At 64.7% G+C, this 25,147-nt stretch carries 20 protein-coding genes; 4 read left to right on the top strand and 16 right to left on the bottom strand.

Going from position 1 to position 25,147, the window contains the following annotated elements; translation table 11 throughout:
• Positions 1–105: 105 nt before the first annotated feature.
• The 8 genes from tatA to dop form a co-directional block, all read right to left on the bottom strand.
• Positions 106–372, bottom strand: coding sequence for a Sec-independent protein translocase subunit TatA (tatA, locus tag KXR83_RS10895; protein WP_437424837.1), 267 nt, complete (start codon positions 370–372; stop codon positions 106–108).
• 89 nt (positions 373–461) lie between these two features.
• Positions 462–1,427: a helix-turn-helix transcriptional regulator gene (locus KXR83_RS10890; protein ID WP_437424836.1), complete on the bottom strand. Its 966-nt coding sequence runs from the start codon at positions 1,425–1,427 to the stop codon at positions 462–464.
• A complete protein-coding gene (locus KXR83_RS10885) occupies positions 1,424–2,419 on the bottom strand; it encodes a helix-turn-helix transcriptional regulator (RefSeq protein WP_437424835.1) in 996 nt (331 codons plus the stop codon). The genes KXR83_RS10890 and KXR83_RS10885 overlap by 4 nt, the downstream gene beginning before the upstream one ends.
• A 24-nt stretch (positions 2,420–2,443) precedes the next feature.
• Positions 2,444–3,802, bottom strand: a complete 1,359-nt coding sequence (gene pafA, locus KXR83_RS10880; RefSeq protein WP_081729813.1) for a Pup--protein ligase — start codon at positions 3,800–3,802, stop codon at positions 2,444–2,446.
• A gap of 40 nt (positions 3,803–3,842) precedes the next feature.
• Positions 3,843–4,652 (bottom strand): proteasome subunit alpha, encoded by an 810-nt coding sequence (gene prcA, locus KXR83_RS10875; protein WP_437424834.1) that lies wholly within the window; start codon positions 4,650–4,652, stop codon positions 3,843–3,845.
• A complete protein-coding gene (gene prcB, locus KXR83_RS10870) occupies positions 4,649–5,467 on the bottom strand; it encodes a proteasome subunit beta (RefSeq protein ID WP_437424833.1) in 819 nt (272 codons plus the stop codon). Before prcB ends, prcA begins: the two co-directional genes overlap by 4 nt.
• Positions 5,464–5,658 carry a ubiquitin-like protein Pup gene (locus KXR83_RS10865; protein ID WP_023959236.1) on the bottom strand — a complete coding sequence of 65 codons (195 nt, stop codon included), beginning with the start codon at positions 5,656–5,658 and terminating at the stop codon, positions 5,464–5,466. Before KXR83_RS10865 ends, prcB begins: the two co-directional genes overlap by 4 nt.
• Positions 5,659–5,758: 100 nt before the next feature.
• Positions 5,759–7,258: a depupylase/deamidase Dop gene (dop, locus tag KXR83_RS10860; protein ID WP_437424832.1), complete on the bottom strand. Its 1,500-nt coding sequence runs from the start codon at positions 7,256–7,258 to the stop codon at positions 5,759–5,761.
• A gap of 135 nt (positions 7,259–7,393) precedes the next feature.
• Between dop and glgP the strand changes: the two genes are divergently transcribed.
• A complete protein-coding gene (glgP, locus tag KXR83_RS10855; protein WP_437424831.1) occupies positions 7,394–9,979 on the top strand; it encodes an alpha-glucan family phosphorylase in 2,586 nt (861 codons plus the stop codon).
• A 36-nt stretch (positions 9,980–10,015) separates the two neighbouring features.
• Here the strand turns inward: glgP and KXR83_RS10850 are convergent, their stop codons facing one another.
• From KXR83_RS10850 to KXR83_RS10840, 3 genes are all read right to left on the bottom strand, one after another.
• Positions 10,016–12,484, bottom strand: a complete 2,469-nt coding sequence (locus KXR83_RS10850) for an FHA domain-containing protein (protein WP_437424830.1) — start codon at positions 12,482–12,484, stop codon at positions 10,016–10,018.
• A gap of 139 nt (positions 12,485–12,623) precedes the next feature.
• Positions 12,624–14,408, bottom strand: coding sequence for a proteasome ATPase (gene arc, locus KXR83_RS10845; RefSeq protein ID WP_437424829.1), 1,785 nt, complete (start codon positions 14,406–14,408; stop codon positions 12,624–12,626).
• 178 nt (positions 14,409–14,586) lie between these two features.
• The gene (locus tag KXR83_RS10840; protein WP_030162962.1) at positions 14,587–15,417 is read right to left on the bottom strand and encodes a tRNA (adenine-N1)-methyltransferase; all 831 of its coding nucleotides are present in this window, start codon (positions 15,415–15,417) and stop codon (positions 14,587–14,589) included.
• 108 nt (positions 15,418–15,525) lie between these two features.
• Between KXR83_RS10840 and KXR83_RS10835 the strand changes: the two genes are divergently transcribed.
• Complete coding sequence (locus tag KXR83_RS10835; protein WP_437424828.1) at positions 15,526–16,467, top strand: RecB family exonuclease; 942 nt, start codon at positions 15,526–15,528, stop codon at positions 16,465–16,467.
• A gap of 109 nt (positions 16,468–16,576) precedes the next feature.
• Complete coding sequence (locus KXR83_RS10830) at positions 16,577–17,320, top strand: thioesterase family protein (protein ID WP_437424827.1); 744 nt, start codon at positions 16,577–16,579, stop codon at positions 17,318–17,320.
• Between the two features lie 8 nt (positions 17,321–17,328).
• Here the strand turns inward: KXR83_RS10830 and hisG are convergent, their stop codons facing one another.
• The 5 genes from hisG to metH form a co-directional block, all read right to left on the bottom strand.
• A complete protein-coding gene (gene hisG / locus KXR83_RS10825; RefSeq protein ID WP_437424826.1) occupies positions 17,329–18,174 on the bottom strand; it encodes an ATP phosphoribosyltransferase in 846 nt (281 codons plus the stop codon).
• Positions 18,175–18,226: 52 nt separating this feature from the next.
• Positions 18,227–18,490: a phosphoribosyl-ATP diphosphatase gene (locus tag KXR83_RS10820; RefSeq protein WP_437424952.1), complete on the bottom strand. Its 264-nt coding sequence runs from the start codon at positions 18,488–18,490 to the stop codon at positions 18,227–18,229.
• On the bottom strand, positions 18,474–19,166 hold the full coding sequence (locus KXR83_RS10815) for an HAD family hydrolase (RefSeq protein WP_437424825.1): 693 nt from the start codon (positions 19,164–19,166) through the stop codon (positions 18,474–18,476). The genes KXR83_RS10820 and KXR83_RS10815 overlap by 17 nt, the downstream gene beginning before the upstream one ends.
• A gap of 82 nt (positions 19,167–19,248) precedes the next feature.
• Positions 19,249–20,460 (bottom strand): acyl-CoA dehydrogenase family protein, encoded by a 1,212-nt coding sequence (locus KXR83_RS10810; RefSeq protein WP_437424824.1) that lies wholly within the window; start codon positions 20,458–20,460, stop codon positions 19,249–19,251.
• Between the two features lie 86 nt (positions 20,461–20,546).
• Entirely contained in the window at positions 20,547–24,125 is a 3,579-nt protein-coding gene (gene metH, locus KXR83_RS10805; protein ID WP_437424823.1) for a methionine synthase, read from the bottom strand.
• Between the two features lie 51 nt (positions 24,126–24,176).
• Between metH and KXR83_RS10800 the strand changes: the two genes are divergently transcribed.
• Positions 24,177–25,058: a PAC2 family protein gene (locus KXR83_RS10800; protein WP_023959262.1), complete on the top strand. Its 882-nt coding sequence runs from the start codon at positions 24,177–24,179 to the stop codon at positions 25,056–25,058.
• Positions 25,059–25,147: the final 89 nt, after the last annotated feature.

The following is a 25,147-nucleotide window of genomic DNA, read 5'->3' as shown; positions in this document are numbered from 1 at the left end:
TCAGGTCAGTGAGAGGTGCGCCGAACAGAAAGCGACCTCTCCGGTCCGCAGTGTGGTCCATGAAGAGGTCGTCGTCCTGTGCCGGCCGTACGGCGGTGGAAACGCTCAGGCAGATCTGCGTTCGGATTCGGTGCTGGTGGCCGAAGCAGCGTCCGTACCCGTGGTGATCTGTCGTGGGTCCGGGGTCGCGGCGGTCGTATTCGGTGTCTCCGTGTCCGACTTGCCGTCGTTCTGCATCTCCTTGACCTCGCTCTTGAAGATGCGCATCGACCGGCCCAGTCCGCGCGCGGCGTCAGGAAGCTTCTTTGATCCGAAAAGGATCAGAAAAACGACCACCACCAGGATGATGTGCCAAGGCTGTAATGCGTTCATGGTGCGGTTACCTCTCCCAATCGAGTATGTCTGCGATGCTACCCGGAAACCGGGCAGTCGACGTGTGAGTGCCGACGCTCGGCGGTTGTTCAGCTGTACATCGCCAGCGTCGCAGCTGCCCTGGCCTGGATGTCCGCGGCCATCTCGTCGGCATTGAGCACCTTGATCTTGCCACCGAAACCGAGAACAAACCGGGTGAGCCATTCGCTTGACCCGTACGTCATCGTCGCCAGCACCGGCCGATCCGAACCCGCGATCCCGTCAGGATCAACCGGCTCGATCAGGTAATAGTCGAGAACCCAGACAACCTCCGGATCGATCTCGATCACCGCCTGCGGCAGCGTGGGGTCGGATTCGAAGAGCGCAAGCGTCTGGTCGGACTCCGCGGTAGCCGGTGGCCGGGCCACCTCGTCGAGTACCGATGCCTCGTCGATCCGGTCGAAACGGAACAACCGGATACCGCCACTCGAACGGCACCAGCCCTCCAGGTATCCGCGACCGTCCACCGCCTGGATACGGATGGGGTCGACGACCCGCTCGGTGACCTCGTCGCGAGATGCGGAGTAGTACCGCAGCCGAACCGCATGACGCTGACGTACTGCATCCCGCACGGCGATCACCGCAGGCGACTCGGCAGGCTCGGAGTCGGCGGTCGGTGTCTCGGTGACGGCTTCCCCTATCGGGGTGCCCATCGCGTTCTCGATCTTGGCGATCGCCCGCCGCGCAGCAGCAGCATCCACCACCCCCGATGCGTCGATCAGCGAGCGCAGGGCCACCAGCAGTGGTGCGGCTTCGGCCGCGGTGAGCTTGAGCGGTCGGTCGATGCCTGCCGAGAATGTCACCTCGACGCTGTCCTCGGTGAACGACAGGTCGATGAGGTCGCCGGGCGAATACCCCGGCAGTCCGCACATCCACAGTTGATTGAGGTCGTCCATCACCTGCTTCGGCGTGGTACCGAGGTCCCGAGCCGCTTCTGCAGCGCTGACCCCGGGGTTCGCCAAGAAGTACGGCACCATCACGAGCAGGCGGGTGAGCCGACTTGTTCCCGAGCTCACGAGCTCGCCCCCGCAAGGCTTTTGAGACCGTCGATCACCGTGTTGCGTAGTTCGGGGGGATCGATCACCACCGCGTCTGTCCCCGCTCCGAGAACCTGTCGGGTCAATCCGTCCACCGACCTCATCTCGATCTGGAGAACAGACCCCTGTCGCCCGTTGTGGTCGCCGGGCTCCTCCCCCTTCGCGATCCGTCGCAGCCCGGCGGCGCGGTTCGCGGCGACCCACACATGGGCAGTGACCGCAGGCCCCGAGCGGTCGACGGCCGCGCCCACGATGGCCCGTAAATCCACATCTCCGGGCCGGGCGACGTCGCCGGCCTTGCCGAACGGGGTGACCGATGCGATACGCGTCAACCGGAACGTGCGGGTTTGTCCGCGGTCGCGGTCGTGGCCGACGAGGTACCAACGACCTTGATGGGTGACCACGCCCCACGGTTCGACCGTGCGGGTGACGTAGGGCGCGGTGCGCGATGAGCGATGTTCGAACCGCACCGGCCGGCTCTCCTCCAGAGCGGCCAGCAACGTTCCGAGGACTTCTGGCGACCCGATTCCACGAGGGGCACTCGAGTGGATCGCGGTGGCACCGGCGTCGAAGGCGGATTCGGAATCCATCTGCACACCTGCGGCACGCAACTTCATCAGCGCGCTGTTGCTGGTGGCCGCCAACTCGGGGGTGTCCCACAGCGCGGCGGCCAAAGCGACAGCGGCGGCCTCGTCGGTGTCGAGGTCGATGTCGGGCAACTCGTAGGATTCGCGGTTGATTCGGTAACCGTCGACCGGCGAGAACCCAGAACTGCGCCCCGTCTCCAGCGGGATGCCGAGATCGCGCAACTCGGTCTTGTCCCGCTCGAACATCCGATTGAATGCCTCGTCGGATTTGGAGTCCTGGTATCCGGCGACACTACTGCGGATCTGGTCGGCCGAGAGGTATTGCCGGGTGGCCAGCAGACAGATGACCAGGTTCATCAATCGTTCAACCTTATTGATCGCCACCCGGACAGCTTAATGTCGGCCTCGCTACATAGAGGCAATCAGGCGATCGACGCGCTCATCGACATTGCGGAACGGGTCCTTGCAGAGCACCGTCCGCTGCGCTTGGTCGTTCAATTTCAGATGCACCCAGTCGACGGTGAAGTCGCGGCCGGCCTTCTGCGCGGCCGCGATGAAGTCGCCGCGAAGCTTGGCGCGCGTGGTCTGAGGCGGTGTGTCCACCGCCGCGGCGATGGCCTCGTCGGTGGTGACGCGCGCGGCCAGGCCCTTGCGCTGAAGCAGATCGAAGACACCGCGGCCTCGTTTGATGTCGTGGTACGCGAGGTCCAGCTGAGAGATCTTGGGATCAGACAGATCCATCGAGTAGCGGTCCTGGTAGCGCTGGAACAGCTTGCGCTTGATGACCCAGTCGACCTCGGTGTCCACCTTGGCGTAGTCCTGCTGCTCGACCGCATCGAGCATCCGGCCCCACAGGTCGACGACCTGGGTCATCTGCTGATCTGGTTTACGGGTGCGCAGGTGCTCGACAGCTCGGGCGTGGTACTCCCGCTGGATGTCCAGGGCGCTGGCCTGGCGGCCGCCGGCCAGGCGAACCGGGCGGCGTCCGGTGAGGTCGTGCGACACCTCGCGGATCGCCCGAATCGGGTTGTCCAAGGCGAAGTCACGGAAGGCGACGCCGGCCTCGATCATCTCCAGGACCAGAGCTGCCGAACCCACTTTGAGCATCGTGGTGGTCTCGGCCATGTTCGAATCGCCGACGATCACGTGGAGCCGGCGATACTTCTCGGCGTCGGCGTGCGGCTCGTCGCGGGTGTTGATGATCGGCCGGCTGCGGGTGGTCGCCGATGACACACCCTCCCAGATGTGCTCGGCGCGCTGCGACAGACAGAATGTGGCCGCCTTGGGCGTCTGCAAGACTTTGCCTGCGCCGCAGATCAATTGCCGGGTGACGAGGAACGGGAGCAGGACGTCCGAGATCTTCGAGAACTCACCGGCACGCACCACCAGGTAGTTCTCGTGGCAACCGTACGAGTTGCCTGCGGAGTCGGTGTTGTTCTTGAACAGGTAGATGTCCCCACCGATACCCTCGTCGGCCAATCGACGTTCGGCGTCGATGAGCAGATCCTCGAGTACGAGTTCGCCCGCGCGGTCGTGCTCGATCAGTTGTTGCAGGTTGTCGCACTCGGCCGTGGCGTACTCGGGGTGCGAACCGACGTCGAGGTAGAGGCGTGCCCCGTTCTGCAAGAACACGTTCGACGAACGGCCCCACGACACCACCCGGCGGAACAGATATCGAGCGACTTCATCGGGACTGAGCCGGCGGTGCCCATGAAAAGTACATGTGACACCGAATTCGGTTTCGATACCCATAATTCGTCGCTGCACGATTTCAACCCTACCGCCGAGTATCCGAGTGGGTACGGATTCAGCTTTCGGTTCCAATGGAGCCACCGGCACCGGTCGCGCCGGTGGCGCCATCGGAGTCGGTGGAAGGACGTTCTGGCAACAGGTCCACCAAAGCGGTTCCGGTCAGCCGTCGGAACGCTCGTCGAGGCCGTCCGTGATCCAGAATTGCCACCTCGAGGTCGCCCGGTTCGAGCTTGCGCGGCTCGGCGACCGTGGCGCTCGAGCTCGAGCCGGAGCTCGAACCGTTGGGCGCAGGCGGGGTTTCGAGCGCCTTGATCGCCGAGGCCAACGCGCCTCGTAGATCGGCGTTCCCGTCGTAAGCGTCCTTCATGGAAGCCGAGATCGCCTCGGTGGCGCCACCCATGACCAGGAACCGTGTCTCGTCGACGATGGATCCGTCATAGGTGATCCGGTACAGCTGGGACGGGCCAGGCTTCCCGGGCCGACTCACCTCGGCCACACACAGCTCGACCTCGAACGGTTTCGGCTGCTCGGTGAACACCGAGCCGAGTGTGTTGGCGTAGGCGTTGGCGAGCGACAACCCACTCACGTCGGCGCGGTCGTAGTTGTAGCCACGCATGTCCGCGTGCTGGATACCGGCCTTGCGCAGGCTCTCGAACTCGTTGTACTTGCCGACCGCGGCAAACCCGATCCGGTCATAGATCTCGCTGACCTTGCGCAGTGTGTTCGAGGGATTCTCGGCGACGAAGAGCACTCCGTCGGCGTAGGTCAACGCGATGACGCTGCGGCCCCGGGCAATACCCTTGCGTGCCAGTTCTGACCGGTCACGCATGATCTGTTCGGCGCTGGCGTAATACGGGAACGTCATGACTGAGTCCCTTCGACGGCGGAGCGACGGGTGATCACCGATCGGGCCGCCTCTTCGATCTGGGCGGCCGACACCTCGGCTGCACCTTCGGCGGTCACCACCGCGGCAGTCGGGTACAGCCCCCGGACCATGTCGGGACCACCGGTGGCGGAGTCGTCGTCGGCCGCGTCGTACAGCGATTCGACAGCGATCTCGAGAGCTTGGGGGCCGGTCAGGTCGTGTCGATAGAGTTTCTTGATAGCCGACTTCGCGAACACCGAGCCCGACCCGATCGCCTGGAATCCGCCGTGTTCCTCGTGGCGGTCCCCCGCGACGTCGAACGAGAAGATGCGACCCGGCCGCTGCGGGTCGATCGAATCGGAGTCGTAACCGACGAGCAGAGGGATGGCTGCGAGTCCGGCCATGGCCGCCTGGAGGTTGGAGCGAACCATCGAGGCAAGTCGATTGACTTTGCCGTCGAGGGTGAGCGAGACACCCTCGATCTTCTCGTAGTGCTCGAGTTCGACGGCGAAGAGCCGGATCATCTCCACGGCGACGCCCGCTGTGCCGGCGATACCTGCCGCCGAGTAATCGTCAGTGATGAACACCTTGCGCATGTCGCGACTGGCGATCATGTTGCCCGCGGTGGCTCTGCGGTCGCCGGCCAACACCACGCCACCCGGATAGGCAATGGCGACGATGGTTGTTCCGTGCGGGATGTTCGCAGTTACCCCCTCGGGAAACCGGTTGACCGGCAACAGGTCTGGCGCGTGGTTACGCAGGTAGTCGGAGAACGACGAGATGTCCTGACCAAGTGACTGGATTCGATCGGTCACTGGCCGCCCTTCTGGACATAGGCGCGCACAAAGTCTTCGGCGTTCTCCTCGAGCACGTCATCGATCTCGTCGAGCAGGTCGTCGGTGTCGTCGGCCAGCTTCTCGCGACGCTCTTGACCCGCGCCCGAATCCGAACCGGCATCGTTGTCGTCGTCGTTACCGCCTGAACGCTTGGTTTGCTCCTGCGCCATCGCTGCCTCCTTCAGAACACGGCCCCGCCGGGGCCGTCCGTATATTCACACTACCGTTCAAAGCCGACACCGCTCGGGATATACGAGTCGTGCCAGATCCTCAATTCGTGAGCTGCTCCACGAGTTCGGCGGCCGACTTCACCGAATCGAGCAGTTCGCCGACGTGTGCGCGGCTGCCTCGTAGCGGCTCCAGGGTCGGGATGCGGACCAGGGACTCGCCGCCCAGATCGAAGATGACCGAATCCCAGCTGGCGGCGGCTATGTCGGCGCCGAACCGCCTGAGGCATTCACCGCGGAAGTACGCGCGGGTGTTCTCCGGGGGATTGCCGACGGCGTCCATCACCTGTTGCTCGGTGGTGAGCCGCTTCATCGAACCGCGCGCCACCAGTCGGTTGTAGAGGCCTTTGTCGAGGCGGACGTCGGAGTACTGCAGATCGACCAGCTGCAACCGGGGTGCCGACCATGCCAAGCCCTCGCGGTTGCGGAAACCCTCGAGCAGGCGCAGTTTCGCCGGCCAGTCGAGCAGGTTTGCGCATTCCATCGGATCGCGTTCGAGCTTGTCCAGGACGTCGGCCCACGTGTCGAGAACGTCCTTGGCCCTGAGGTCATCGCTGTTGTTCTTGTCGTGGAACGCGGCACAACGCTCGTGATAGATCCGCTGGATCGCCAGCGCCGTCATCTCCCGCCCGTCCGCCAGCGCGACCGTGGTCTGCAGCGTGGGGTCGTGGCTGATGACGTGTACGGCGTGGACCGGGCGAGCCAGTTCGAGGTCGCCCAGTTCGACGCCGGCCTCGATCAGATCCAGCACGAGCGAGGCGGTTCCCACCTTGAGGTACGTCGCGGTCTCGGCCAGGTTGGCGTCGCCGATGATGACGTGCAGCCGGCGATAGCGCTCGGGGTCGGCGTGCGGTTCGTCGCGGGTGTTGATGATGCCGCGCTTGAGGGTGGTCTCCAGACCCACCTCGACCTCGATGTAGTCCGCACGCTGGCTCAGCTGGAACCCGGCATCGTCACCGGATTGGCCGATACCGACGCGGCCGGATCCGGTGATCACCTGTCGGGAGGCGAAGAACGGGGTGAGTCCGGTGATCACCGAGGTGAACGGCGTGGACCGGGCCATCAGATAGTTCTCATGGGTGCCGTAGGAGGCACCCTTTCCGTCGATGTTGTTCTTGTAGAGCTGTAGTTTCGGCGCCCCGGGAACGCTGGCGACGTGCCGCGCTGCCGCTTCCATCACGCGCTCCCCCGCCTTGTCCCAGATGACGGCGTCGAGTGGATCGGTCACCTCGGGCGCCGAGTACTCGGGATGGGCGTGGTCGACGTAGAGCCGGGCGCCGTTGGTCAAGATCATGTTCGCCGCACCGACCTCGTCGGCGTCGATGATGGGTGCCGGGCCCGAACTGCGACCGAGGTCGAAGCCGCGTGCATCACGCAGCGGCGACTCCACCTCGTAGTCCCAGCGAGTGCGCTTGGCGCGGGGCACCCCGGCGGCCGCTGCATAGGCGAGGACCGCCTGCGTCGACGTCATGATCGGGTTGGCACCGGGATCGTTCGGAGCCGAGATTCCGTACTCGACTTCGGTTCCGATAATTCGCTGCATTCCCCGAGCGTAGCCGGGGGTCGCCGGGCACATACCGAGCGCTCCCGCCGAATTGTCCGGCCGTCTGATGACGGGCTGATGTACAGAAGTTCTCGGGGGTCGCGAACCCGCTGTCGCGTGGGTAGGGTTTGCTCGGTGAAAGCACTGCGCCACTTCACCGTCCGCGCCCACCTCCCAGAGCCCCTTTCAGCCCTCGCCGAACTGTCGACCAATCTCCGATGGTCGTGGCACCCGGCCACCCAGGATCTGTTCGCATCGATCGATGCAGATCTGTGGGCGACCGGCAAGGATCCGGTGCGGCTGCTCGCCGATGTCGGACCGCAGCGGCTGTCCGAACTTGCCGCCGACGAAGGGTTTCTTCGTCGCCTGGACGAGTTGGCGTCCGATCTGCAGAACTATCTGAACAGCCCGCGATGGTTCCAGGAGCAGGTGGCCTCGGGCAATCGATTCCCTCGCTCGATCGCCTACTTCTCGATGGAGTTCGGTGTGTCGGAAGTGCTGCCGATCTACTCCGGTGGTCTCGGCATCCTCGCGGGCGATCACCTCAAAGCGGCCTCTGACCTGGGCTTGCCGCTGATCGGTGTAGGACTGCTCTACCGCTACGGCTATTTCCGTCAGTCTCTGACGGCGGACGGATGGCAGACCGAGCGCTACCCGAATCTCGACCCCCAGGGCCTGCCCGTGCGAGCGGTGCTCGACGCCGAGGGTAATCCGGTGACGGTGCGGGTTCTGATGCCCGACAACCGCGTGCTGCACGCCAAGGTCTGGATTGCCGACGTGGGCCGAATCCCACTGCTGCTCCTGGACTCCGACATCCCCGACAACGACACCGATCTACGGATGATCACCGACCGGCTCTACGGAGGGGATCAGGAACACCGGATCAATCAGGAAATCCTCGCCGGTGTCGGTGGAGTGCGCGCGGTGCGGGAGTACACCCGGATCAACGCTCTGCCCGACCCCGACGTCTTCCACATGAACGAGGGGCACGCGGGTTTCCTGGGCGCCGAGCGGATTCGCGAGCTGGTGGGTCCGGCCGGCGCCGGGCTCGACTTCGACACGGCCCTCACCGCGGTGCGCGCGTCGACCGTGTTCACCACGCACACACCGGTTCCGGCCGGAATCGACCGGTTCCCGATCGACATGGTGCGCCGCTACTTCGGCGACGACGGCGGGCAGTCGACGCTGCTGCCCGGGATCGAGTTGGCGAGGATCCTCGAACTCGGCCGGGAAAAGGACCCGACCGTGTTCAACATGGCGCACATGGGTTTACGGCTGGGTCAGCGCACCAACGGTGTGTCCAAACTGCACGGGGCGGTCAGTCGCGAGATGTTCGGTCCACTGTGGCCGGGCTTCGACGCGGCCCAGGTACCCATCGGATCGGTGACCAACGGGGTACACGCACCCACGTGGTCGTCGCGGCGTTGGGCGGAATTGGTCACTGACGGCGAGTCAGTCGGTCTCACCGAGACCGAGGCGCTCGCTGCGATGAAAGATGTTCCGGCAGAGCAGATCTGGAAGACCAGAAATGAACTGCGCACCGAGTTGATCGCCGAGGTCCGCAGGCGCCTGCGCAAGTCGGGGCTCGAGCGCGGCTACTCGGCCGCCGAGCTGGGCTGGACTGCCGGCGTGTTCTCCGCGCGAGTGCTGACCATCGGTTTCGCCCGACGCGCAGCGACGTACAAGCGGCTCACCCTGATGCTGCGCGACACCGATCGCCTCAAAGCGCTGTTGCTCGACAAAGAACGTCCGGTGCAACTCGTGGTGGCGGGCAAGGCCCATCCGGCCGACGAGGGCGGCAAGGCACTCATCCAGAAGATCGTTCGCTTCGCCGACGCCAACGATGTGCGGCACCGGATCGTGTTCCTGCCTGACTACGACATGTCGATGGCTCGATACCTGTACGGCGGATGCGATGTGTGGCTGAACAATCCGCTGCGACCGATGGAGGCGTGCGGTACCTCTGGCATGAAGTCGGCGCTCAACGGCGGGTTGAACCTGTCCATCCTCGACGGATGGTGGGATGAGATGTCCGACAACGAGAACGGATGGGCCATCCCGACAGCGGACGGCGTCACCGATGAAGTCCGGCGCGACGATCTCGAGGCAGCCGCGCTGTACGAGTTGCTCGAGAACGTGGTGGTGCCCAAGTTCTACGACGTTGGGCAAGACGGGGTCCCGGCCCGATGGGTGGAGATGGTGCGCCACACGTTGCACACCCTTGGGCCGCAGGTCCTGGCCTCGCGCATGGTGCGCGACTACGCCGAGCAGTTCTACGCGCCTGCAGCCATCTCTGGCCACGCGGTGTCGGACAACGACTTCGCCGGGGCCCGTGAACTGTCCGGATTCCGGGCGCAGGTGGACGAGGCCTGGCCGTCGGTGAGGGTGCGTCATGTCGACACAGCCGGCCTGCCCGACACTCCCCTGCTCGGCTCGACCATGACGATCACCGCTCATGTCGACCTCGCCGGTTTGAGCCCGGACCAGGTGCTGGTCCAGGCCGTCGTGGGTCGGGTCGATGACGAGGAGAACCTGTCGCAGGCCGTCACCACGACGATGTCGGTGAGTGCCGGTGGCGGACTGCCCGACGAGTCGACCATCTTCGAGGTCGCGGTGCCGCTTCCGATGACCGGACCGGTGGGATACACCGTGCGGGTGATGCCCACACATCCCTTGCTCACCAACACTGCCGAGCTCGCGAAGGTGGCCTTCGCCCACTAGGCCGCAGGTACTGCGTCGGCTAGAGAGACTTTTTCTTCAAGACAGTGACTTTTTCTTCAAGACCAGGCGGCGGTAGGTGAACCAGGCGAGGATCAACGCGATCACCGTCATCGCGCCGTAGGCGAGGGCGGCGTTGGCAACCGTCTGATCCCAGATGGTCTCTTTCTGTGTGGACGGTGAGGACGGTGAGACCGCGCGCAGATCAACGGCATTCGCTGCCGCGGCGTACCCCCACCGGGCGGGGAAGATCCACGACAACTGTTCGAGGCCGACCCGCCCGGCCAGAGGGAACAGCCCGCCGCAGAAGACGAGTTGCACCATCACGACCACCACAAGTGGCGGCATCGTCTGTTCACTCGACCGAACCGCCGCCGAGATGGCCAGTCCGATGAGCGTGCTGACGCATCCCAAAAACGCGATGGCGACGAACAATTCCACAGCACCGGCGGTGAACAGGCCCGACCCGGGAACTTCCTTGCCCGCGTACGTGATTGCGACCATCACCGCACACTGCAACACGGAGACGACAAAGAAGACCACGACTTTGGCCAACAGGTAGGCGCCGGGGCGAAGGCCCACTGCCCGTTCCCGGACAAAAATGGCCCGCTCCCCGACCAGATCACGCACGGTCAGAGCCGCGCCCATGAAGCTCGCCCCCACCACCAGCACAACCAGGATCTGAACTGTCTCACCAAGACTCGTGCTGCTGTTCACATCAAAGCCCGCGGTGCCGGGGATCACCAACGACAGGAGCCCGAGCACAATCGGCAGCAGCGCCAGGAACACCAGATAGCCGGTGTCTGCCAGGATCAGCCGAACTTGTCGTCGCGAGACCGTCGACGTCTGGCGCGCGACACTGGTCTGGGGCGGACGTATCGGTGACCCGGCCCGCCGACTCGGCGGTCTGGCCGGCGGGCGTCGATTCCGGGCCCGATAACGCTCGTGAGCGGCGTCGGGTTGTTCTGCGACATACGCGAAGATCTCAGCCCAGTCCTCGGTACCCATTGCCGGGCCCACGGCGCCAGGACTGCCGCAATAGGCGGTCTTCCCGCCCGGAGCGAGCAACAGCACCTGGTCACACATCGACAGGTACGTCAAGGAATGGGTCACCACGATCACGACACGTCCGGCGTCGGCGAGTCGACGAAGAGTCGACATGACCTGACGGTCCAGCGCGGGGTCGAGTCCTGAGGTCGGCTCGTCGAGGATGAGCAGAGAAGGGCCGGTGAGCAACTCCATCGCCACCGACGCCCGTTTCCGTTGCCCGCCGGACAGCTTGTCCACCCTGGTGTCGAGGTGCTCGATGAGCTGCAGTTCGGCCAACACTCCGTGAATGACGTTGTCGCGGTCGGCCTTGCTCATGTCCGGCGGCAACCTGAGTTCAGCTGCGTAGCGAAGCGCCTGTCGCAAGGTGAGCCGCCGATGCAGCACATCGTCCTGTGGCACCATTCCGATGCGCGTGCGCAGCGCCTCGTACTCGGCGTGGACACTGCGGCCTTCGAATGTGACGGTTCCGGTGGACGGGTTCGCCCCGCCTGCGACGATCTTCGAGACCGTCGACTTACCCGCCCCAGAAGGTCCGATGACGGCGGTGAGGCTCCCGGGCCCGGCCGCGAACTCGACTTCGTGGAGCAATTGTTTGCCGTCGATGTTCAGCCCGATCGCCTGCACGTGCAGACCGTCCGCGACCGCGGCCTGTGACTGTCCCCGGACAAGTGTTCCGCCCTGGACCACGAAGTCGCTGTTGCCGATGGTGACCACGCTGCCCTCGGTGAGCAGCTGCCTGCTGATCCGCCGGCCGTCGACGTAGGTGCCGTTCACCGATCGGAGGTCCTCGATGACCAGTCCCTGCGGCGATGCGGTCAATTGGGCATGGCGACGCGAAGCGAGGACGTCGCTGACGACGATGTCGTTGTCCGGGGTGCGGCCGATACTCATTCGCGCCGATGCCCCGATGTCGATGGCCTCTCGCTGCCCGGAGCCGGCCTGCGGGCTGATCTGGCCGTCCGGACTGATCTGGTAGACCGCCGACACGTTCTGATGCAGTGCTTGCAGGTGTGGTGCCGCCGACGCCCCACTGAATCCTGGGGGTGCCGGACGCATCGGCGCCGGGGTTGCTCGAGGGGGTGGCTGGGCACCGCGGTGTGGAATCGGACCCGATCGGTACTGGGCCGGTGCAACGTGTCCACCGGTAGCCGGTTGCATCACCGCGATGTCGACCAGCGGCCCGACCACGTTGTCGCCCAGTCGAATACGACGATTGCCCGACAGCGTCATGCCGGTCAACCGCTTGCCGTCCAAGTAGAAACCGTTGGTGCTGCCCACATCGACTATTCGCCATGCGTCGCCCGACCACTCGATGGCCAGATGGTGGCGCGAGACCATCGGGTGGACGATCGGTATGTCATTGTCCGGGGTGCGCCCGATGGTGAAGCGTCCGGCCTGTCTCAGCCGCTGCTCGGTGCCGTCGACCCAGATGCGGAGCGGCGTAGGCGATGCGTTCATTAACGCATCACTGTAGACGGCCCCGACCGCGGCGCCGCGGTTCGTGCGGACAATTGAGCATCCGCCGTTCGGAGACAGAAAAGCGGTGGGGACGAAGTTCTCGACTTCGTCCCCACCGCTCCTGACTCTGCGTGAGGTGTTACAGGTATTGACCGGTGTTGGTCTCGGTGTCGATCGCCCGGCTCGCACCCGAGCTCTTGCCCGTGACCAGTGTGCGGATGTAGACGATCCGCTCACCCTTCTTGCCCGAGATCCTCGCCCAGTCGTCGGGGTTGGTGGTGTTCGGCAGGTCTTCGTTCTCAGCGAACTCGTCGAGGATGGAATCGAACAAGTGCTGGATCCGAAGGCCTCCCTGGCCCGTCTCCAACTGCGACTTGATGGCGTACTTCTTCGCGCGGTCCACCACGTTCTGGATCATGGCTCCGGAGTTGAAGTCCTTGAAGTACATGATCTCTTTGTCGCCGTTGGCGTAGGTGACCTCCAGGAAGCGGTTGTCGTCGCTCTCTGCGTACATCCTCTCCACGACACGCTCGATCATCGCCTTGACGCACGCGGCCCGATCCCCGCCGAACTCGTTGATGTCGTCGGGGTGCACAGGCAGTGTCGGGACCAGGTACTTGGAGAAGATGTCCATCGCCGATTCGGCATCGGGACGCTCGATCTTGATCTTCACGTCGAGTCGACCTGGACGCAGGATGGCCGGATCGATCATGTCCTCGCGGTTGGAGGCGCCGATGACGATGACGTTCTCCAGCCCTTCCACACCGTCGATCTCACTGAGCAGCTGAGGCACGACCGTGGTCTCGACATCCGAGGAGACGCCGGAACCGCGGGTACGGAAGATCGAGTCCATCTCGTCGAAGAAGACGATGACCGGGGTGCCCTCGGACGCCTTCTCGCGAGCCCGCTGGAAGATCAGGCGAATGTGACGTTCGGTCTCGCCCACGAACTTGTTGAGCAACTCGGGGCCCTTGATGTTCAGGAAGTACGACTTCGCCTCCTTGGCATCATCACCACGGGCCAACGCGATCTTCTTGGCCAGCGAGTTGGCAACAGCCTTGGCGATGAGGGTCTTGCCGCAACCGGGAGGGCCGTAGAGCAGCACACCCTTCGGTGGCCGCAGCGAGTACTCGCGGAACAGGTCTTTGTGGAGGAACGGCAATTCGACGGCGTCGCGGATCTGCTCGATCTGCCGGCCGAGTCCACCGATGTCCTCGTACCCGACATCGGGCACCTCTTCCAGAACCAGGTCCTCGACCTCGGCCTTGGGAACCCGCTCGAAAGCAAAGCCGGCTTTGGTGTCGATGAGCAGGGAGTCGCCCGGGCGTAGTTTGCGATTGCCCTCGACCTCCGAGAGAACACTCTCGCTCAGCGGTTCGGCCAGCCACACCACCCGCTCCTCGTCGGCATGACCGACCACAAGCGCTCGCTGGCCGTCCTCGAGGACCTCGCGCAGGGTGCTGATCTCACCCACGGAGTCGTAGGATCCGGCCTCGACGATCGTGAGGGCCTCGTTCAGACGCACGGTCTGACCGCGACGAAGTGTGTCGAGATCGATGTTGGGAGAGCACGTCAGCCGCATCTTGCGGCCCGAGGTGAAGACGTCGACCGTCGAGTCCTCGAAGATCTCGAGGAGGACGCCGTAGCCACTGGGCGGTTGACCGAGCCGATCCACCTCTTCGCGCAGGGCGATGAGCTGGGCCCGGGCCTCTTTGAGGGTCTCGAGCAGCTTGGCATTTCGCGTCGTGAGCGTGTCGACACGTGCCTGCATGTCGTCGTCGCCGACTTTGCCGTACGAGCCGCCTCCTGGTGTGGGGCCGGCCCCGGTGGCAGGGCGCGAAGACGATCCCCACTCGGCATCGGTTGCGGCCGAATCTTGTGGACCGCGACTCTGCCGAGGCTCGTCGTTGCTGGAATCCGTCATTTCTGACTCCTCTCCCCGAGTCGACTCTGCGCCACCACCACGTGGTGCCCGTGCGATCGACTCGTTACCCGAGGTTACCGGCGAATCGACCGGCTTGCCTCACGCCCCGCGGCACGTGGTGTTGTCGATGTGTTAATAGTGTGTCGCCGCAAGGTTTTCCGACGCTACACCAAGCAGGTCAGCCCTTGCTGGGACGCCGATGAGGCCGCGGCGGTGCGGTACCCTCCGCGAGGCGTCGGGTGGTCACCAGAAATGCGGTGTGACCTTGCATTTTGTGCCCGGGACGCACGGCGAGGCCGACCACGTTCCAGTCGCGTACCAGTGATTCCCAGGCGCGCGGTTCGGTCCAGCACTGTTGCTCACGGATCGCTTCGACCACTCGGGACAATTGGGTCACCGTCGCCACATAAACGGTCAGCACGCCGCCCGGCTTCAGGGCGCGACGCACCGTGTCGAGCGTTTCCCACGGCGCCAGCATGTCCAGCACCACGCGGTCGACGTCGGCCGTCCCGGGGTGGTCGGACAGGTCGGCCAGGGTCAGGTCCCAGTTCGGGGGTGGTCCGCCGAAGAACTCGTTGACATTGCGGACCGCATGTTCGGCGTGGTCCTCGCGCACCTCGTAGGACAGGACCCGGCCGTGCTCGCCGACAGCGCGCAACAGGGAGCAGGTCAGGGCGCCCGACCCCGCACCAGCTTCGAGAACGGTGCACCCGGGATGGACGTCGCCCTCCATCACGATCTGTGCCGCGTCCTTGGGGTAGATGACCTGCGCGCCACGAGGCATCGACAACACGTAATCGATGAGCAACGGACGCAACGCAAGGTACGGCGTCTGCGAGGTGGACTTGACGACGATTCCCTCGTCCGACCCGATGAGGTCGTCATGCGCGATGGCGCCCTTGTGCGTGTGGAAGCTCTTGCCGGCTTCGAGCCGGACGGTGAACTTCCGGCCCTTGGCGTCGGAGAGCTGCACGCGGTCGCCGACGGCAAACGGACCTGTTGTTGACATGGGGCGGTGAGCCTTCCCTCGATGCGCGGATCTGAACCTGAGCGGCATCGGATACCCACGGACTCGAAATGATCGTTGTTGTCGTTGGTCAGGCATACCCTGCCAGGTGTGAGTCTCAGTACCGAATTGTGCCCCGACACGAGTGCAGCCGCCCGGCCGGCTCGAGGAGTGCCCACGCAGACCGGCACCACTGCCAAGGCGGTCCGGGCCCCGGCGCTCTCGCCCAGCCGTGCAGGTGACTACAAGCAGTGCCCGTTGCTCTATCGGTACCGGGCGATCGACCGGCTTCCGGAGAGCCCGACGCAGGCCCAGGTCAAGGGCACCGTGGTGCATGCGGCTCTGGAGAACCTGTTCGACATGCCGGCTGGGCTGCGGGTACCCGAGTCAGCCGAGCTACTCGTGGACGGCGCGTGGGGTGCACTGTGCGAGGAGACACCCGAACTACGCGATCTGGTTCCCGATGACCAGGTCGACCGGTTCCTCGCCGACGCACACAAACTCATCTCCACCTATTACACGCTGGAGAATCCAACCGCCTTCACACCGGAATCGTGTGAATTGCGGGTGGAGGTCGACCTGACCGAGGACGACGACGACCCCGATCGAGTGTTGTTGCGCGGCTTCGTCGACCGGATCGACGTCGCACCGGACGGCCGCGTACGTGTGGTCGACTACAAGACCGGGCGCTCCCCCGGCGAGAGTTTCGAATCCCGCGCGCTGTTCCAGATGAAGTTCTACGCGCTGGCGATCTACCGGCTCCGTGGGATCGTTCCCGCCCGCCTCCAACTGCTCTATCTCGCAGATGGTCAGAGCCTGATCTACACGCCCGAGAAGGCCGAGCTCGATCGATTCGCCAAGACACTGACGGCGATCTGGAAGGCGATCCTGAAAGCCGGTACAACAGGGGACTTCCCACCGAAGCGCAGTCGGATGTGTCAGTGGTGCGACCACAAGGCCCATTGCCCGGAGTTCGGCGGGACGCTGCTGCCCTACCCCGGATGGCCGTCGTCGCCGGGTGAGACGAGCTATGCGGAGGCCGTGTCGGAGTAGGTGGTTGAATCACCCCTTGTGTCTGCGCAACCCGCCTACTTCATCCCTCTGGGCCATGACGGCGAATTCGACCATTTCGAACCCACCGAACACACGGTCAGCGTGTGGGGTGCCGATCTGCAACACGGGCGGCCCACCGACCGGATTGCTGACTCGAGCACTGCTGCGTCACGAGCCGGACGCGTCACATTCGTTCACCCGCATCGCAATCGACATCCTCGGTCCGGTGGGGATGACCGAGAACCGGGTGTCGACGACCGTACTGCGGCCGGGTAGGCAGATCAGTCTGCTCGCGTCAGAGCTGTCGGTTAAACAACCCGACGGCAGCTTTCGGATTGCCGCGCGAGCCACCGGATGGCGTCTTGCCACGGCCGACACCGCAACGGTGGAGCATTCCGTCACGCCCGGTCTGACGCCGCTTCCGGACGAGCTCGAGGGATCGATCGGCCTGGCCGGCGTCGGGCCTCTCGACGCCGCGGACTGGGGGTCTGTCGGGTTCGTGGGCACCCTGGAACACCGTCTGATCGACCGCGCCGCACAGGGCCCGAGTCGTGCCTGGGTCCGTCCGACCCTGCCGCTTGTCGCCGGCGAGGAGACAACCGACCTCGAGAAGTTCTTCACGGTGCTCGACGTCGCGAACGGCGTCGGATCGCGACTGGCGATCGGCAATTGGACGTTCATGAACACCGACACCACAGTCCACCTCCACCGCGAGCCGGTCGGAGACTGGACGGGCATCTCCGCCGAGATGGCGGTCGGCCCGAACGGCTATGGCGCGACGTTCGCCGATCTCTACGACGCGGCTGGGCCGGTCGGGCGATCCGCGCAGACCGTACTCATCCGCCCGGTGTAAGGCGTCGCTCAGAAGCGGCAGGACCGGATGTCGGAGGCGAGGATCGCCTTGGCACCCAGTTCGGACAGCTCGTCCATCAGGTTCTGGTGCTGTTTGCGCGGTACCAGCGACCGGACGGCCACCCACTTGTCGTCGGCCATGGGTGCAACCGTGGGCGATTCGAGTCCCGGCGTGATCTTGATCGCCGACTCGAGCAGACTCTTGGGGCAGTCGTAGTCGAGCATGACGTACCGCTGCCCGAACACGACGCCCTGCACGCGGGCGATGAAGCGGTCGGCGGCCTTGGAGCGGTCGGCACCCGCCCGTTGCACCAGCACTCCCTCGGAGTCGCAGAGCGAGTCACCGAATGCGGTCAGATCGTGCTGACGGAGTGTGCGACCGGAGCCCACCACGTCCGCGATGGCGTCGGCGACGCCCAGCTGGATCGAGATCTCGACAGCGCCGTCGAGCCGGATGATGGTGGCCTCGATGCCCTTCGACGCGAGGTCACCGCGAACGAGATTGGGATACGAGGTGGCGATGCGCTTGCCCGCGAGGTCGGCTACCGACCACTGCTGCTCGGTCGGCGCCGCGTAGCGGAACGTCGATGAACCGATTCCGAGAGCAAGGCGTTCTTCGACATCCGCACCGGAGTCGAGTGCCAGATCCCGCCCGGTGAGACCCAGGTCGAGTTCCCCGGACCCGACGTAGATCGCGATGTCCTTGGGGCGCAGGAAGAAGAACTCCACCTCATTCGCCGGGTCGAGAACGGTGAGGTCTTTCGCATCCGAACGGCGCCGGTAGCCGGCCTCGCTGAGGATCTCGGCGGCGGATTCGGAAAGCGCCCCCTTGTTGGGAACGGCAACGCGCAGCATGTGTGGTCCTATCGGGGAACGGACGGTTCGGGAAGACGGCGGCAGGGCCATCTCACAAGTGTTTGTAGACGTCGTCGAGAGTCAGGCCGCGTTTGATCATCATCACCTGAAGCCAATAGAGCAACTGAGATATCTCTTCGGCGGTTGCCTCCGCACTCTCATGCTCGGCCGCGAGCCACACCTCGCCGGCTTCCTCGATGATCTTCTTGCCGAGGGCGTGCACTCCCTCGTCGAGGGCGGCAACCGTTCCGCTTCCCTCGGGACGGGTGGCGGCCCGATCGGTCAACTCGGCGAACAGCTCATCGAAGGTCTTCACGGTGCTCAAGTGTTCCATTGGACGCCGCAGCGAGGTCGTCGAGGGTCAGTCCGACGAGGCTCTCACGCAATGTGCGACGCGGACCACCGGGAACCGGTGCCTCCGACGGGATGACGATCACCGCGCAGCCTGCAGCACTTGCCGCCTGTGACCCGGTCGGCGAGTCCTCCACGGCCACACACTGTGAAGGGTCGACGCCCAGCAGCCGTGCCGCCTTCAGATAGGGGTCGGGTTGCGGCTTGCCGAGCGGCACCTCGTCACCGCACACAGTCGCCGCGAACCGGTGTCCCCCGATTGTCTCGAGCGCTTCGTCGGTCAACTCGCGCTCAGTGTTGGTCACCAACGCCATCGCGATCCCCTGCGCACCGATGAGGTCGAGGGCCTCGCGAGCTCCGGGCATCCAGGGAATCCCGAGCTTGAACAACGCCGATACCCGCGCGCGAAGCCACGCGGCCCGGCCGGGATAGTCGCGTTCGCCGTCGGGCACGTCCGCGGCCACGAACACCTTGGTCAGCGCGTCGGTCATCGAATTGCCGAGTGTCGATTGCCGGAGTGCATGGTCCATCTCGATGCCCAGGTCGGCAGCGAGGTCGGCCATCGCGACGTCCCACAGCTTTTCCGAGTCGAGCAGTGTGCCGTCCATGTCCCAGAAGACGGCGTCGGGTAGATCGCTCACCACGTCATCCTTCCCGACGCCGGCCCAGGAAGAAAATCGTGCTGCTTGCGTGGCTACCGCATCCGGCTGAACCCCACCTTCGTTAACGCTTGCCGGCACTCCACGCATAGGGCAGTTCGGTGCCGTTGAGGACGTACGCCCCGACCGCCTGCGATTTGAAGATCGACGGATTGTGCGTGGAGATCGTCCGCGCATTGCGCCAGTGTCGGTCCAGTCGCAGGCTCTCGGAGGTGATGGATGCCCCGCCGACCTCGAAGAGCTGTGTCGTCGCGGTCAGGACCAGATCGATGACAGTCAATTGTGCTTGTGCCGCAGCGAGTTCGGCACGATCGAGCAACTCGGGATCCTGAGCGGTCGAACTGTCGACAAGCACCTCGTCGAGGACGTCGGCAACTGCCAGCACCGCAGCGCGCGCAGTGAACGCGGCACTCGACAGCTTCCCGATGACCTGCTGCACCAGCGGATCCTCCCTGGGCAGATCCGCGGCGGCATGGGTGTACGAGCGAGTCCGATCGCGAACCCATGCCGCGGCGTCGTCGGTGGCGCGCTGGGCGATGCCCGCCAGCACGGCCAACTGCACCAGCTGCAGATACGACGTGGCGTAGGTCTTTCCCGCGCCTCCGTACCCCGGCCCCAGAATTCGGTCTGGGCTGACCACGACATTGTTGAATTCCGTTGTGCCGCTGGCCGTCAGCCTTTGTCCGAAGCCATCCCAGTCGTCATGTTGGGTGACGCCGTCGGCGTGTGCGTCGACGAGCACCGACACACGTTCGCCGTCCTGGTCCGCGGCGACCAGGATGTGGTCCGAATACAGCGACCCGGTGCTGTAGTACTTCGTACCGTTGAGCACCCACTGGTCGCCGTCGCGGGTCAGGCGCGTCTGATACCGGTCCACGGCACCCACGCCCGGTTCGGTGATCGCGTTTCCGACGAGAACACCACCGGCCGTCGCACGAAGCCAGGTGTCCCGGGCGTCGCTCACCTCGGCGAGCCGCTGATCTTCGACGAAACTGAAGTGGACACGCAACGCCTGTGGAAGGTTCGATTCCGCCGCGGCGAGGTCGATGAGAAGTCGGAACTGTTGGCGCACAGTGGCGCCGAGCCCGCCGAACTCCACGGGCACCCGCAGCGCTCCGAAACCCAGTTCACGTAACCGGCCGACCTCGTCGTATGCCAACCTTCGATCCACCTCCCGCTCGGTCGCACCGGCGGCGATGCTCTCGAAGGCCGGACGAAAACGATCGTCGAGTTCGGTGTCGGTGAAGGCTCCAGCAGCAGCAACAGTTGATGTCATGGCATGAAGTGTTGGCCACGACCGCGCCAGAAGCACCAGTTCGACTCACACTGAATCGAACTGGTGCCCACCTGACGAGCTGCCGCCTACGTGTTGAAGTACTTCGCCTCGGGGTGGTGCAGCACAAACGCATCCGTGGATTGCTCCGGATGGAGCTGCAACTCGTCCGACAGTTCGACGCCGATGCGACCCGGGTCGAGCAGGTCCATCATCTTGGTTCGATCCTCGAGATTCGGGCAGGCGCCGTAGCCGAACGAGAAGCGCGCGCCCCGGTACTTGAGGTCGAAGAAGTCCTGCGGGTTGTCCGGATCCTCCGCGGCCATGGCGGTGTCACCGAAACGCAGTTCCTCGCGCACCCGCTGATGCCAGAACTCGGCAAGCGCCTCGGTCAGCTGCACACCGATGCCGTGCACCTCGAGGTAGTCGCGGTAGGCATCCTCGGCGAACAGCTTGTTGGCGAAATCGGCGATCGGCTGCCCCATGGTGACCAGTTGGAACGGCAGAACGTCCACCTCACCGGTTTCGATCGCGTCGGCACGCGACCGGATGAAATCTGCGATGCAGAGGAACCGCCCTCGCTGCTGCCGCGGGAACTCGAAGCTGTGCCGGATCGGCGCGTCTGGGCGCGGCTCGGTGAGCACGTGCACCACGTCGCCCTCGCTGACGGCCGGGTAGAAGCCGTACACCACGGCGGCGTGCTGCAGGATGTTCTCCGTCGCCAGCCGGTCGATCCAGTACCGCAGACGAGGACGCCCATCGGTCTCCACCAGATCTTCGTAACTCGGCCCTTCACCGGCCCGGGCGCCGCGCAGACCCCACTGCCCCAGGAACAGGGCACGCTCGTCGAGCAACGACAGGTACTGAGCCACCGGCACACCCTTGACGATGCGTGAACCCCAGAAGGGAGGCGTGGGCACCGGAAGCCCCGCGGCGACATCTGAGCGCTCGGGCACCACCACCGGTTCCGCCTCGGCCTTACGCTTCTCGGCGATCCGCTTGGACCGGTCGTGGCGCTTCTTGCGTTCGGCGGTCTTCTCCGCCGCGGCCAGCGCCTCGGGACTGTCCGGTGCCGGAGCGCCGCCACGCTTGGTCAGCATGATGTCGTCCATCAACCGCAGGCCCTCGAAAGCGTCTCGCGCATAATGCACGTCGCCCTCGTAGGTCTCGCTGAGATCGTTCTCCACATAGGAGCGGGTCAGTGCCGCACCGCCGAGCAGTACGGGGAACTTCTCGGCCAGACCCCGACTGTTGAGTTCCTTGAGGTTGTCCTTCATCACCACCGTGGACTTCACCAGCAGGCCGGACATCCCGATGACGTCGGCGTTCTTGTCCTCGGCGGCCTCGATGATGTTCGCGATCGGCTGTTTGATGCCGATGTTGACCACTTCGTAGCCGTTGTTGGACAAGATGATGTCGACAAGATTCTTCCCGATGTCGTGCACATCGCCCTTGACCGTCGCCAGTACGATGCGGCCCTTGCCGTCTTCTCCGGTGGCCTCCATGTGTGGTTCCAGATGCGCCACAGCCATTTTCATGACCTCTGCGCTCTGGAGCACAAACGGCAACTGCATCTGTCCGGACCCGAAGAGCTCACCGACTGTCTTCATGCCGGAGAGCAGCGTCTCGTTGATGATCTCGAGCGGAGGCACCTGCGTCATCGCCTCGTCGAGATCATCGGTGAGGCCGGCTCGTTCGCCGTCGACGATCCGGCGCTCGAGACGCTCGAAGAGCGGTAGCTTCGCCAGTTCCTGCGCGCGGCTCTCCCGCGCCGACGCCGCCGACACGCCCTCGAACAGCTGCATGAGCTTCTGAAGCGGGTCGTAGCCTTCTCGGCGCCGGTCGTAGACCAGGTCGAGGGCGATCTCCCGGTGGTCATCGGGGATCCGGGCCATCGGCAGGATCTTGGAGGCGTGGACGATGGCCGTGTCGAGACCTGCCTCCACACACTCGTGGAGGAACACCGAGTTGAGCACCTGACGGGCGGCGGCATTGAGTCCGAAGGACACATTCGAGATGCCGAGGGTGAAGTGGACGTCGGGATGACTCGCCTTCAGCCGGCGGATCGCCTCGATGGTCTCGATGCCGTCGCGGCGAACCTCTTCCTGACCTGTCGAGATGGGGAACGTGAGGGCATCGATGATGATGTCCTCTTCGTTGAGGCCCCAGTTCTCGGTGATGTCGGTGATGAGGCGCTCGGCGACCTTCACCTTCCAGTCGGCGGTTCGGGCCTGGCCCTCTTCGTCGATGGTCAGCGCGACCACCGCGGCGCCGTGCTTCTTGACCAGCTTCATCGTGCGGGTGAACCGCGATTCGGGGCCGTCGCCGTCCTCGTAGTTCACCGAGTTCACCGCGCAACGGCCACCCAGGTGCTCGAGCCCGGCCTCCAGCACCTCGGGCTCGGTGGAGTCGAGCATGATCGGCAACGTCGACGACGTCGCCAGCCGGCTGGCGAGCGCGGACATGTCGGCGGCGCCGTCGCGGCCGACGTAGTCGACGTTGAGGTCGAGCATGTGTGCACCGTCGCGCGTCTGGTCCTTGGCGATGTCGAGGCACTTCTGGTAGTCCCCGGCGAGCATCGCGTCGCGGAATGCTTTCGACCCGTTGGAGTTGGTGCGCTCACCGATCATCAGGATGCTGGCGTCCTGATGGAACGGCACCGAGCTGTACAACGACGAGATCTCGGCGGCATGTTCCGGACGCCGTTCGGCCTTGTCGGCGCCGCGAACCGCTTCGGCGACCTGCCGGATGTGCTCGGGTGTGGTGCCACAGCATCCACCGACGAACGACAGTCCGTACTCCTCGACGAAACCCTTGAGTGCCTCGGCGAGTTCTTCTGGCGTGAGCGGGTACTCGGCACCGTCTTTGCCCAGGGTCGGCAGCCCGGCGTTGGGCATCACGGACACGGGCACCCGGGCGTGCCGGGTGAGATACCGGAGGTGTTCGCTCATCTCGGCGGGACCGGTGGCGCAGTTCAGACCGATCATGTCGATGCCCAAGGGCTCGAGCGAGGTGAGTGCGGCGCCGATCTCCGAGCCCAGCAGCATGGTGCCGGTGGTCTCCACGGTGACGTGGGTGATGATCGGGATCCGGCGGCCGAGTTCGTCCATCGCCTGCTGTGAACCGAGAACGGCGGCCTTCACCTGCAGCAGGTCCTGGGACGTCTCGATCAGGATGGCGTCGGCACCGCCCTCGACCATTCCCAGCGCACATTCCTGGTATGCATCGCGGATCGCTGCGAAGGTGGTGTGGCCCAGAGTGGGAAGTTTGGTGCCCGGGCCGATCGAACCGAGAACAAAGCGAGGGATGCCGTCGGCGCTCGGTCCGACCTCGTCGGCGACCTCCCGGGCGAGCTTGGTGCCCTTGAAGGCCAACTCCCGGATGCGGTCGGCGATGTCGTAGTCGCCGAGGTTCGAGAGGTTGCAACCGAACGTGTTGGTCTCGACCGCGTCCGCGCCGGCTTCGAAATAGGCGCGGTGGATCTCCCGCAGGACGTCCGGACGGGTGTCGTTGAGGATCTCGTTGCAACCCTCGAGTCCCAGGAAATCGTCCAATGTCAGGTCCGCTGCCTGCAACATTGTTCCCATGGCACCGTCACCGATCAGGACGCGTTTGTTCATCGCGGCGAGCAATTCGGTATCGAATGATGCTGAAGTTGCGGCAGACATGGTTATCAGGGTAGTTCGCTCTCCATCGGTGTTCGGTCGTAGGCTGGATCAGTGAACGCTGAGCAGAGCGCAAACCTTCCACGATTGCGCCGCCCCACGCTGGTTGCTGCCTTTGAAGGGTGGAATGACGCCGGTGATGCGGCCAGCGGAGCGGTCGAACATCTCGAACTCGTCTGGGATGCTGTTCCGCTCGCCGACATCGATTCCGACGACTACTACGACTTCCAGGTCAACAGGCCGACCATCAAACAGATCGACGGGGTGACCCGGCGAATCGATTGGCCGACAACATCGATCTCGTACTGTACGCCGCCGGGATCGGACCGGGACATCGTTCTGCTGCGCGGTATCGAGCCGAACATGCGCTGGCGGGGGTTCTGCGCCGAGATCCTCGACATCGCCCGCAACCTCGAGGTGGACACCGTGGTCATCCTGGCCGCTCTGCTCGCCGATACCCCGCACACTCGTCCGGTCCCGGTCACCGGTGCGGCTTACAGCAGTGAATCGGCCAAACAGTTCAAGCTCGAGGAAAGTCGGTATGAAGGGCCTACCGGGATCACCGGTGTGCTGCAGGACGAATGTGTGAAGGCAGGGATCCCGGCCATCTCCTTCTGGGCGGCCGTTCCGCACTATGTGTCCACCCCACCCAATCCCAAGGCATCGGCAGCACTGCTCAGTCAGCTCGAGGAAGTGCTCGATGTCGAGGTGCCACTCGGCGAACTGCCGGAACAGGCAGAGGAATGGGAGCGCGCGGTCACCGAGATGACCGAGGACGACGAAGAGATCGCCGATTACGTCCGCGGCCTCGAGGAGCGCGGCGACGCGGAGGTCAGCGTGGACGAGACACTCTCGAAAATCGACGGCGATGCGCTGGCAGCCGAGTTCGAGCGGTATCTCCGCAGGCGTGGTCCGGGCGGCAGTTTCGGCGCCTGAGGGCGCAGAACCGACCTTGATCACCGTCCGGCGGCCGGCGCGGTGAGTTCTCGACAATCGAGATGTAACGCGGCTGCAAGTAGTGGTTC

Origin of the sequence: Williamsia muralis, assembly GCF_051487485.1 — a bacterium.
Classification (GTDB): domain Bacteria; phylum Actinomycetota; class Actinomycetes; order Mycobacteriales; family Mycobacteriaceae; genus Williamsia; species Williamsia muralis_B.
The sequence above is the reverse complement of the archived record's forward strand: the minus strand, read 5'-3'. Positions and strand labels throughout refer to the sequence as shown.